Source organism: Thiocystis minor (assembly GCF_016653465.1).
Lineage (GTDB): Bacteria > Pseudomonadota > Gammaproteobacteria > Chromatiales > Chromatiaceae > Chromatium > Chromatium minus.
In genome coordinates, this window is record NZ_NHSQ01000044.1 from 1 (window position 1) to 9568 (window position 9568).

A 9568-nucleotide genomic window follows, 5' to 3' on the forward strand; every position below is an offset into this window, starting at 1 on the left:
TGATCCACGCTTCTTTCAGCTTGGCCTCGCGGCGTCCGCCTTGCGCTTCACTACGGTTGTCGTCACTCTCTCCGGCGACCTCTTTGCAGGTCGCAAGTCTTGGCCCATGCCGGGCACACTAGGGGCGAATTCATTCGCCCCCCTGCCTGCATCGGAGCAACCAACGTGGCGAATGAATTCGCCCCTACACCCCTGCATCCTGCTCAAGGGATGGAGATGCCCTTGATCTCCGCGCTCATCCCACACAATTAAGAATCGATGGCACACCCTCGGCGGACAGCGCGTAAAAAGCGATTCCGCATCCAGAAGATTCATTCCGCCACGCCTTCATGATGCAGTAACCAGCGTTTGAGAGCGAGCCGGCGTCCGCTGGTGTCGCCCGCGAATCCACCCAATCCCCGCGCTGCTACCACGCGGTGACAGGGCACGACGATGAGACAGGGGTTCGCTCGACAGGCCTGACCCACCGCACGGGCGGCGGTGCCAAGCGCGCGTGCGATTTCACCATAGGTACGGGTCTCGCCAGCCGGAATGGTGCGCAGCAGCGCCCAGACGCGGTGCTGGAATGGGGTGCCGGCAAGCGCGAGCGGCAGGTCGAAGGAATTCGTTCCGTGACCGAAATAGTCCCGCAACTGACGGACGATTGCCGCCGGAGCGACCTCCCCGTCGCCATCCTGTGTCAGGATTGCATCCACGCGGTCGATGGCCGCTGGCCCCTGGAGCGCACCGGGTGGACGCGGCTCCGTCTCGACGCTCGATGATGGCGGATCCAGATCAATTCCGGTCAGGGTCTCGGCTTCCCAGTGGATGCCGAGCGGACCAATGGGGGTCGCGATCAATGTATACGACATGGCAATACTGTTACTCAACCCTTGAGCAACCGCGCGCGCTCCGCACGGTCAGTTGCGAATACCAATTCAGCCGGTCACTCGAAACGATGCCGTGTCGGTGGCAACGACTCGGACGAAAGCATTCAGCCGACAACCAACTCTGTGGATAAGTCTGTGGGCATTTCCTGGAAAACGGTGGCAGGTTCTTCATTTCAAAATACTTAACCAAAAAACGATATGATTTCAATGCAATTATTTTAATATTGAAAAACAACGATTTACACGTAACCATCAAGATTGATGGGCAGGTCGCCGGCAACTGTTTCGTGGCGGATTCCGGCCCCTCATTGGATGTGTGCAACTGGCCGAGCGCGGGTGGAAACGTCCTCGTCCACGGCTCTCTCAACTGACCGCCATCGGCAATTGACCTGAACGGAATCGACTGACCGGAACAGATCAGGACAAAGCGGCCTGCCGTTTCTGCCAGACAGCATAGCCGACGAGCGTCAGACCGACGAAGATCAGTGCGGCCAGCGTAACGAGGGGCAGATTGTCTTTGATGAGCGCTTCGTTATCGCCGATAAAATAACCAAATGCAATCAGCACGATGGACCAAATTCCCGCCCCAAGGCCTGTGTAGAGGGCGAAGGTCATAACCTTCATGCGGCACAGCCCGGCGGGCAGCGAGATCAGGTGACGGATCCCCGGAATCAGGCGTCCGGTGAAGGTCGAGATGGCGCCGTGCCGGGCGAAAAAGGCATCCGTCTTGTGCAGGAGTGCTGGACGCACGAAAAAATACTTCCCATAGCGTTCCAGGAAAGGACGTCCCACCCAGAGCGCTAACCCGTAGTTCACGAAGGCGCCGAACAGACTGCCAACCGTCGAGGTCAGCAGGATCAGGATCAGGTTCATTTTTCCCTGATAGGCAAGATAGCCAGCCGGAATCAGAACCAGTTCGCTGGGAACCGGCAGCACGGTGGATTCCAGCGCCATCAGGACGAAGATGCCGGCGTATCCCCAGCCGTTCACCGTCACCAGGATCCAGTCGATGAATTCATGCAGCATCCGCGAATGACCTCCGTCTAAATATGAAATGCGGTCCGCGGCGGCGGGCCGTTGGGTAGCGCTCGCCGGAATCCGGCGAAGTCCGCACGAGCGACATTGGCCCGGAAAGGCGCGGAAGGGCTCATTCTGCCATCGGAGCCGATTTGACGCGACCGCTTGTCGAGGTTCCCGCAAGGAGGCGAATTGTCGGAAATCTTACAGGACTGACGGCAGCCTTTGCCGAATAAAATCAAGTATTAGAGAAATGGCATGAAGCCTGCTTGAACACGCTCATCGCGAACGCCTTGGACATCTCCATGAAGCAGAAAGACATTGCCGCCCTGCTCGACGAGCCGGCCTGCGCGCACAATCGAAAGGAAAAATCCGGCTGCGCCAAGCCCAAGCCGGGTGCCACGGCCGGCGGTTGCACCTTCGACGGGGCGCAGATCGCCATGCTGCCGATCGGCGATGTCGCCCACATCGTCCATGGCTCCATCGCCTGTGCCGGCAATTCCTGGGACAACCGGGGCACCCGCTCCAGCGGCCCGACCCTCTACAAGATCGGCATGACCACCGACCTGACCGAGCAGGACATCATCATGGGTCGCGGCGAAAAGCGGCTCTTCCACTCCATCAAGCAGGCCATCGACAGCTACCAGCCGGCGGCGGTCTTCGTCTACAACACCTGCGTCCCCGCCCTGACCGGCGATGACATGGTCGCTGTCTGCAAGGATGCCCAGGCGCGCTGGGGCACGCCGGTGGTCCCGATCGACGCGGCCGGTTTCTATGGGGCCAAGAATCTCGGCAGTCGGATCGCCGGCGAGGCGATGGTCCGGTATGTCTGCGGCACCCGCGAGCCGGACCCGCTCCCCGAGGGCATCGAGCGCGAAGGCTTCAAGATCCACGACATCTGTCTGATCGGCGAGTACAACATCGCCGGCGAACTCTGGCGGGTGCTGCCGCTGTTCGACGAACTCGGGTTGCGGGTGCTCTGCACGCTCTCGGGCGACGGACGCTTCCGCGAGGTGCAGACCATGCACCGCGCGGAGGTCAACATGATGGTCTGCTCGCGGGCGCTGGTGAATGTCGCCCGCAAGCTCCAGGACGCCTACGGCACGCCCTGGTTCGAGGGCAGTTTCTATGGGGTACGGGATGTCTCGCAGGCGCTGCGCGACTTCGCCCGCATTCTCGACGATCCCGATCTGACCGCCCGCGTCGAGACGGTCATCGCCCGCGAGGAGGCGCGAGCCAATGCCGCGCTCGCGCCCTGGCGCCAGCGTCTGCAGGGCCGCAAGGTGCTGCTTTATACCGGCGGCGTCAAATCCTGGTCGGTGATCTCCGCGCTTCAGGATCTGGGCATGACGGTGGTCGCCAGCGGTACCCGCAAATCCACCGAGGACGACAAGGCGCGCATCCGCGAACTCATGGGCGAGGACGCCGTGATGATCGAGGAAGGCAATCCGCGCACCTTGATCGACATGGTCAACACCCAGGGGGTCGACATCCTGATCGCCGGCGGACGCAACATGTACACCGCGCTCAAGGCGCGCATCCCCTTTCTGGACATCAATCAGGAACGCGAATTCGGCTATTCCGGCTATGCCGGCATGGAGGAACTGGCGAAACAACTCTGCCTGACCATCGAGAGCCCGGTCTGGGAGGCGGTCCGCCGCCCGGCACCCTGGGCGCGCGCGGTTATCGCGCAACCAGCGGCGGATGCCGCGTCGGTCACTGTCGCCAACGAAGCCGAATCCATCGCCGTGGAGGCCAGTCATGCCTGAGATCGTCAAACGCAAGAAAGCACTCTCGGTCAGCCCGCTCAAGGCCAGCTCGACGGTCGGCGCGGCGCTCGCCTTTTTGGGTTTCAACCGCGCCATGCCGATGCTGCACGGCGCGCAGGGTTGTACCGCCTTCGGCAAGATCCTGTTCGTGCGTCATTTCCGCGAACCCATCCCGTTGCAGTCGACCGCCATCGATCAGATCAGCGCGGTCATGGGCAGCGAGTCGATGGTCGTCGAGGGTCTGAAGACGCTCTGCGAAAAGCACGCCCCCGACCTGATCGGCGTGCCCACCACCGGACTGGTGGAAACGCAGGGCGCGGATATCCAGATGGCGGTGCGCGTCTTCCGCCAGACCTATCCGCAGTTCGACGCCATCCCGGTGGTCGCGGTCTCGACCCCGGATTTCACCGGATCGATGGAATCGGGCTACGCCGAGGCGACCCGCGCCATCATCGACACCCTGGTCCCGACCGCCGCCGAGGCGGGCACCCAACCGGGCCGACGCCGCCGTCAGGTCAATGTGCTGGCCGGCTCGCACCTCACACCCGGCGATCTGGAGCATCTCAAGGATCTGATCGAGCTGTTCGGGCTGCGCCCGGTGGTGCTGCCCGACCTCTCCGATTCGCTCGACGGTCACCTGCCCGAGTCCGATTACAGCCCGCTCTCCATCGGCGGCGCGCTGGTGAGCGATTTGACGACCCTGGGCGATGCTCTGGCGACGCTCGTGATCGGCGACTCGATGCAGGCACCGGCGGACGCGCTCCAAGCCCGCACCGGCGTTCCCGACCATCGTTTCGCGCACCTGATGGGCCTCGATGCCGTCGACGCGCTGATCCTGACCCTGTCCGAACTCGCCGCCGCCCCGGTTCCGGCCAAAATCGAGCGCCAGCGCGCCCAGCTTCAGGACGCCATGCTGGACTGTCATTTCATGCTCGGCATGTCCCGCTTCGCCATCGCCGCCGATCCCGATCTGCTGGTCGGTCTGACCCAGATGCTCGCGGGCGTCGGGGCCGAAACCGTGGTTGCCGTCAGCCCGATCAACGCCCCCTCGCTGACCAACGCCGTCTGCGATCAGGTCAAGATCGGCGACCTGGAGGATCTCGAACTCGGCGCGCGGGCGCGCCTGGCCGAAGTTCTGATCACCAACTCGCACGGCGTCCACACGGGGCAACGTCTCGGGATTCCCCTGCTACGGGCCGGCTTCCCGCAATACGACCTGCTGGGCGGTTTCCAGCGCACCTGGATCGGCTACCAGGGCACGCGCGCAACCCTTTTCGATCTGGCCAATATCCTGTTGACGCAGGAAAAGGGCGAAATCCACCCCTATCGCTCGCCGCTCAAACAATGGCCGGACAACGAGCGTCACGGAAACCTCCAGCACGCCGCCTAGATGCACTCTCACCCCGCGCCAAATCGCCACCCCTGGAAGCGCCGGCTTGCAGCCGGCCCTGGGGCGTCCGGCTTGCAGCCGGACGAGTTGGCGGGTTACTCCGAGTCAGCGGTTGGCTCCGACAAAGCCGACAGCCTGTCGGCAGGAGCCGGCTGCAAGCCGGCGCTCCCAGAGCCAAGCCGGCGCTCCCAGGGTTTGGAGAGCGAAGCAGAATCCATCACCCCCATCAGGATCGGAGATCCCCATGACCGTGGAACGACGCCTGAGAATCCTGAGTGTTGGCAACGAGGCAAAACGCATGAACGCAGCGGTCAAGGTGGCCTTCGCCACCTCCAATCTGAAACAGGTCGATCAGCACTTCGGCGCCGCCGAGTCCTTCGCCATCTACGCGATCGACGCCGAGCAGGCGAACTTGATCGAGGTCGTCCAGTTTAGCCAGCTCGACATGGACGGTAACGAGGACAAACTCGCCGCCAAGATCGACGCGCTCCAGGGCTGCATCGCCATCTACTGTCAGGCAATCGGCGCCTCGGCGGTCAATCAGCTTCGGCCCAAGGGTATCCAGCCGGTCAAGGTGTCGGCGGGCACGCCCCTGACCCAGGCAATTTGCGGACTCCAGACCGAGATGCGCGACGGCCCCAGCGCCTGGCTCGCCCGCGCCATCGAGAGCCAGCATCCCAGGCATACGCAACGCTTCGACGCCATGGAGGCCGAGGGATGGAGCGAGTGACCGAGCCAATGATCGAGGAAGTCGCCTCCGTGGTCGCTGTCGACGAGGGCGGCGCCTGGGTCGAGACCCGTCGCCGGAGTGCCTGCAGTCACTGCGACAGCGCCAGCGTCTGCGGCACATCGGCCATTGCCAAGCTGTTCGGCGAGGGCCGCAACAGTCTGCGGATCGACGCCCCGGCGGGACTGCGCCCCGGCGACCGGGTGGTGATCGGTATCCCCGACGGCACCCTGGTGCGCGCCTCGCTGATCGCCTATCTGCTCCCTGTGATCGCGCTTGTGGCCGCCGCCGGAATCGGCACGGCCCTACACCTCCCCGAAGGCGCGGTCGCCCTGCTTGGCCTGGCCGGACTAGGCTCCGGACTCTGGCTCGGCGGTCGACTCACGGGCGATGCCTCCGGACGCGAACGCTATCGGCCGCGCCTGATCCGTCGGGCTGACGAGCTTGGCGGCATCCGCCTCGCAGACATTCATTCACCCATCGAGACCTGAACCATGACCGAAACAGTCACCCCGAGCGTCGAAAACGAAGGACTCCTGACCTCCAGCTTCGTCGTCGAGATGGTGCGCCAGATGCGCGCCATCGACCCTTACGGAACCTACGATTCGCTGTCGACGACCGAGATCCTGGAGCCCTTCATCCTCACGAAGGAAAAGAAGCGCGAGATCCCGATCATCGGCGATCCCGACGAACTCGTCATTGCCCGGATCAAGGTCTTCTACAACGCCATCTCGGCCATGATCGAATCCGAATGCGGCCTGATGGCCGTCCCTCTGGTCAACCTGAGCCATGAGGGTTTCGGGCGCGCGCTGATCACCGTCGGCAAACTGGTCGTCATGGACCGCACCCTGCGCGATGTCCATCGTTTCGGCTTTCCGAGCTTATCCAAGATGAAGGACGAGGGCGACAAGATCCTGTCTGTCGCCCTGGAACTGATCGGCACCTATCCGAAGGTGGCGGGACTTTGATCGACGCGAGGAACATTGAATGACCCATGAAGAACTCAAGGCACTCGAAAAGGCTGTCAGCAAAGCCAAGCGGATCGCCAGCGAAAAGGCCAGCGAGATGCACGATCTGGTGGAAGACCGTCTACCCGCTGCCTATGAGGAAATCCCCCGCATCGCGCAGTCAACCTACGAAGCCTGTCGGGCCTGGGCCGATGCCGTGGCCAGGCTCAAGGCGGCCGAGGCGGAGAGTTAAAGCGACCCCAGGGCGCGATGCCTGCCGCACACCGCCCCATGTTGCTCCTGGCTTTCCCGACCGGGAAAATCCTTGCTGACCACTGGCAACCGACAACTCAGTTATACAACCCTGGAGAACCATCATGTCCATCATCACAGGTGTCACGCGCGGCGGGGTCGAATGGACGCCCGCGTTCGTCGTCGACATCAACCAAAACCACTGCATCGGCTGTGGCCGCTGCTACAAAGTCTGTCCGCGCGATGTCTTCGAACTGATCGATCGCGACGATCTCGATCTCGAAGAGAGCGAAAGCGACGATGACGACTTCGACGAAGAAGTACCTGGCATGGTCATGAATCTCAAGGACCAGCTCGACTGCATCGGCTGTCAGGCGTGTTCAAAAGTGTGTCCGAAAAACTGCCTGTCGCACGAACCCCAGGCCATCGCGGCTTAACTGCGCAACGCATTAACCGTCGCCGAAGCGCTTCGCCGCCGCAGTTCGATGGACACCTGAGGGGTGGTTGTTGGGTTGCCAGAAGCGCAACCCAGCGGAGCCAAGCTATCGTTTGATCGCGAATGTCGCCTTTACGCTTGGCGGTGTTCATCGCCAGGTTGCAGCTTCCGGTACCAGCACAGCCCCCTCCAGCCACTAAACACGTATCCGCAGGCCGGGCTGGCGGTCAAGCCGATCGCAGCCCCTTTGAGATAGACTTCGCTGCAATCGCTGCCGCCGCGAATCCCGCTCGGGGTGCTCGTCACCGTGCCGGCGCCAGACTTGCTCACCTTCAGGGTGTCTTTGGGGATCGCCTTGAAGATCGCCTTCACACTTTTGGCCGCGCTCATGGTGACGGCGCAGGTAGCTCCGTTGACCGTGGTGCAGTTTCAACGTGACTGACTACTCGATCTCGACCGTTCCGCGCGAGGGTTCGAGTGCCTACACTTCTTAGGTCATGAGCACAGACGTACCCGATGGATTGCGCGCCCGCTCAGGGTCTGTCCCCAATGCCAACAAGCGGTTGAGCTTGAACCTCTTTGCCTCAAGGCCGGTCTCCGCCTGAACCTCGTTCGACCCGCCGTCGTCTGGTCAGGCGCAGTTGAAAGAGTCTCTACGCTGGCCAAGCGCCACGCGCATCAGAGCATCAGAGCATTAGCGCAGCCAGAGCGGTCGACAGAGACGGTAACCGCATTGGCGCTGGACCTTGATGGCAGGCGCGGGCGCGCCTGCCGCGATGAGCTTTTTACGCAGGCGCGACAGCAAGACCTCAAGCTGCGCCTTGCCGTGAACGTCCAACGGCTTGCCCAGTAGCTCCAGCAACTGCCAGGTTTCAAGCGAACGTCGCGGCGCGATGGCGAACGCCTGAAGCGCCGTGCCTTCCACCAGGCTGAGGGAAATTTCAACGGAGGCGCCGACGAGCAGCAGCCGATCAAGATCCAGCGCAAGATCCGTTTCGGCCGGCTCGGGGTGATGCAGGCGCCGCGCGAGCGCGGCCACGGCGGCCAGCAACTCTTGCGGTGCCACCGGTTTGCAGAGATAGAGATCCGCGCCGCGGTCGTAACCCGCCACCCGCTCGTCGAGTTGACCGTGGGCCGTCACCATCAGAATGCCAACCTCCGTCCGCACGGCGCGCAGGCGCTCGGCGAGCGCCAGCCCGCTTTCGCCGGGTAGCCCTACATCGAGCAGCGCAATCTCGAAAACAGGTGGCGGGCACGCTTCGGACAGGGCTTCGACACTGTCGAAGCCGCGCACCCAATAGCCCTGAGACGCGAGCAGATCGACGGTCAGCTCGCGCAGATCGTCATGATCCTCAATGACGACGATACCAATGTCATGGGTGGCTGTGTCAGGCATAAAGCGAACACGAGGCGATGTCAGACTGACCCATCCCGAACGCGAGCGTCCGCCGCGGTTTGCATTGGACGCTCATGCCGTGGGCGTCATCCGGCGTGATCAGAGCGCCGGCTCGGTCGCGGGCGTGAAGACCGAGAAATCAAGATCCGGACGCCTGACGAACCGCAGCGTTTGCGGGTCGTATTGGTAGATCATGTTCGTGAGTTCCTGATAGATGAATCCAGGGGTCTGAGGATTCCAGAGGATCCAGCTCGCCGACGCCTCGGAATACATCCATTGCAATTCCTGCCCGGAAAAATTCGGGAGGTCAAGCAGATAGAGGCGGCCCAGTTGCAGACTGCGGATCCATTCGCTATCCGCCTCGCGTTGAAAGACGCCGACGCTGGGATGGAAGAAATAATTACTGATGTTACGCAGCCGCCGCCTTCAGGCGCCTGAGTTCGCCGAAGGCATGCTGAAGGGCCTCGACATAGAGCTTCGCGCGTAGCGCGAAGTGATTGAGCTTGTGGACCCGTTTGAGGCATTCGAGCTTGAAGACCGCGCAGATCGAGAGGAAAACGTGGTTGCTCTGCGTGCGCAGCGTCCGTGTCGGTGATTTGGCCAAGGCCGCATTGGACTTGAGCGACTTGTGATACTCCTCGATACACCATTACTGAAACCGCTATAGAAGAATTTTTGACAGCGCCCCAAACGCTGCCAATACTTGATTGCAAAGCGTTATTGGTGCTTGCGCAATGGCTGGATCAGCGGCGTGAGGCGAACGGC

12 protein-coding genes and 1 pseudogene are annotated in these 9568 nt (G+C 62.4%); 7 read left to right on the forward strand and 6 right to left on the reverse strand.

Going from position 1 to position 9568, the window contains the following annotated elements:
• Positions 1–311 precede the first annotated feature (311 nt).
• Both CCR95_RS03930 and CCR95_RS03935 read right to left on the reverse strand, forming a co-directional pair.
• Positions 312–851 (reverse strand): methylated-DNA--[protein]-cysteine S-methyltransferase, encoded by a 540-nt coding sequence (locus CCR95_RS03930; protein ID WP_201092060.1) that lies wholly within the window; start codon positions 849–851, stop codon positions 312–314.
• Positions 852–1286: 435 nt separating this feature from the next.
• Positions 1287–1895 carry a DedA family protein gene (locus CCR95_RS03935; RefSeq protein WP_201092062.1) on the reverse strand — a complete coding sequence of 203 codons (609 nt, stop codon included), beginning with the start codon at positions 1893–1895 and terminating at the stop codon, positions 1287–1289.
• 296 nt (positions 1896–2191) lie between these two features.
• Here CCR95_RS03935 and nifE point away from each other — a divergent pair, with 296 nt between their 5' ends.
• The 7 genes from nifE to fdxB all read left to right on the forward strand — a co-directional run bounded on the left by nifE (position 2192) and on the right by fdxB (position 7408).
• Positions 2192–3655 carry a nitrogenase iron-molybdenum cofactor biosynthesis protein NifE gene (gene nifE, locus CCR95_RS03940; RefSeq protein ID WP_201092082.1) on the forward strand — a complete coding sequence of 488 codons (1464 nt, stop codon included), beginning with the start codon at positions 2192–2194 and terminating at the stop codon, positions 3653–3655.
• Positions 3648–5045 (forward strand): nitrogenase iron-molybdenum cofactor biosynthesis protein NifN, encoded by a 1398-nt coding sequence (gene nifN / locus CCR95_RS03945; protein WP_201092064.1) that lies wholly within the window; start codon positions 3648–3650, stop codon positions 5043–5045. Before nifE ends, nifN begins: the two co-directional genes overlap by 8 nt.
• A 244-nt stretch (positions 5046–5289) precedes the next feature.
• Positions 5290–5775 carry a NifB/NifX family molybdenum-iron cluster-binding protein gene (locus CCR95_RS03950; protein WP_201092066.1) on the forward strand — a complete coding sequence of 162 codons (486 nt, stop codon included), beginning with the start codon at positions 5290–5292 and terminating at the stop codon, positions 5773–5775.
• Positions 5763–6263, forward strand: coding sequence for a SoxR reducing system RseC family protein (locus tag CCR95_RS03955; RefSeq protein ID WP_242523049.1), 501 nt, complete (start codon positions 5763–5765; stop codon positions 6261–6263). Before CCR95_RS03950 ends, CCR95_RS03955 begins: the two co-directional genes overlap by 13 nt.
• A 3-nt stretch (positions 6264–6266) precedes the next feature.
• Positions 6267–6740: a NifX-associated nitrogen fixation protein gene (locus CCR95_RS03960; protein WP_201092068.1), complete on the forward strand. Its 474-nt coding sequence runs from the start codon at positions 6267–6269 to the stop codon at positions 6738–6740.
• A gap of 19 nt (positions 6741–6759) precedes the next feature.
• The gene (locus CCR95_RS03965) at positions 6760–6972 is read left to right on the forward strand and encodes a CCE_0567 family metalloprotein (RefSeq protein WP_201092069.1); all 213 of its coding nucleotides are present in this window, start codon (positions 6760–6762) and stop codon (positions 6970–6972) included.
• 124 nt (positions 6973–7096) lie between these two features.
• Complete coding sequence (gene fdxB / locus CCR95_RS03970) at positions 7097–7408, forward strand: ferredoxin III, nif-specific (protein ID WP_201092071.1); 312 nt, start codon at positions 7097–7099, stop codon at positions 7406–7408.
• Between the two features lie 131 nt (positions 7409–7539).
• Here the strand turns inward: fdxB and CCR95_RS03975 are convergent, their stop codons facing one another.
• The 4 genes and pseudogenes from CCR95_RS03975 to CCR95_RS03990 all read right to left on the reverse strand — a co-directional run.
• A complete protein-coding gene (locus CCR95_RS03975) occupies positions 7540–7797 on the reverse strand; it encodes an InlB B-repeat-containing protein (protein ID WP_201092073.1) in 258 nt (85 codons plus the stop codon).
• A 304-nt stretch (positions 7798–8101) separates the two neighbouring features.
• Positions 8102–8803 (reverse strand): response regulator transcription factor, encoded by a 702-nt coding sequence (locus tag CCR95_RS03980; protein ID WP_201092075.1) that lies wholly within the window; start codon positions 8801–8803, stop codon positions 8102–8104.
• A gap of 99 nt (positions 8804–8902) precedes the next feature.
• Positions 8903–9076 (reverse strand): hypothetical protein, encoded by a 174-nt coding sequence (locus CCR95_RS03985; RefSeq protein WP_201092078.1) that lies wholly within the window; start codon positions 9074–9076, stop codon positions 8903–8905.
• Between the two features lie 136 nt (positions 9077–9212).
• Positions 9213–9452, reverse strand: a pseudogene (locus CCR95_RS03990) (IS701 family transposase); the annotation flags it as partial.
• Between the last annotated feature and the right edge of the window lie 116 nt (positions 9453–9568).

Coding starts and splice junctions, on each gene's coding strand:
- CCR95_RS03960 (WP_201092068.1), top strand. CDS start 6,267: ATGACCGAAACAGTCACCCCGAGCGTCGAAAACGAAGGACTCCTGACC.
- CCR95_RS03950 (WP_201092066.1), top strand. CDS start 5,290: ATGACCGTGGAACGACGCCTGAGAATCCTGAGTGTTGGCAACGAGGCA.
- CCR95_RS03975 (WP_201092073.1), bottom strand. CDS start 7,797: ATGAGCGCGGCCAAAAGTGTGAAGGCGATCTTCAAGGCGATCCCCAAA.
- CCR95_RS03930 (WP_201092060.1), bottom strand. CDS start 851: ATGTCGTATACATTGATCGCGACCCCCATTGGTCCGCTCGGCATCCAC.
- nifE (WP_201092082.1), top strand. CDS start 2,192: ATGAAGCAGAAAGACATTGCCGCCCTGCTCGACGAGCCGGCCTGCGCG.
- CCR95_RS03980 (WP_201092075.1), bottom strand. CDS start 8,803: ATGCCTGACACAGCCACCCATGACATTGGTATCGTCGTCATTGAGGAT.
- CCR95_RS03965 (WP_201092069.1), top strand. CDS start 6,760: ATGACCCATGAAGAACTCAAGGCACTCGAAAAGGCTGTCAGCAAAGCC.
- CCR95_RS03935 (WP_201092062.1), bottom strand. CDS start 1,895: ATGCTGCATGAATTCATCGACTGGATCCTGGTGACGGTGAACGGCTGG.
- CCR95_RS03985 (WP_201092078.1), bottom strand. CDS start 9,076: ATGTATTCCGAGGCGTCGGCGAGCTGGATCCTCTGGAATCCTCAGACC.
- CCR95_RS03955 (WP_242523049.1), top strand. CDS start 5,763: ATGGAGCGAGTGACCGAGCCAATGATCGAGGAAGTCGCCTCCGTGGTC.
- nifN (WP_201092064.1), top strand. CDS start 3,648: ATGCCTGAGATCGTCAAACGCAAGAAAGCACTCTCGGTCAGCCCGCTC.
- fdxB (WP_201092071.1), top strand. CDS start 7,097: ATGTCCATCATCACAGGTGTCACGCGCGGCGGGGTCGAATGGACGCCC.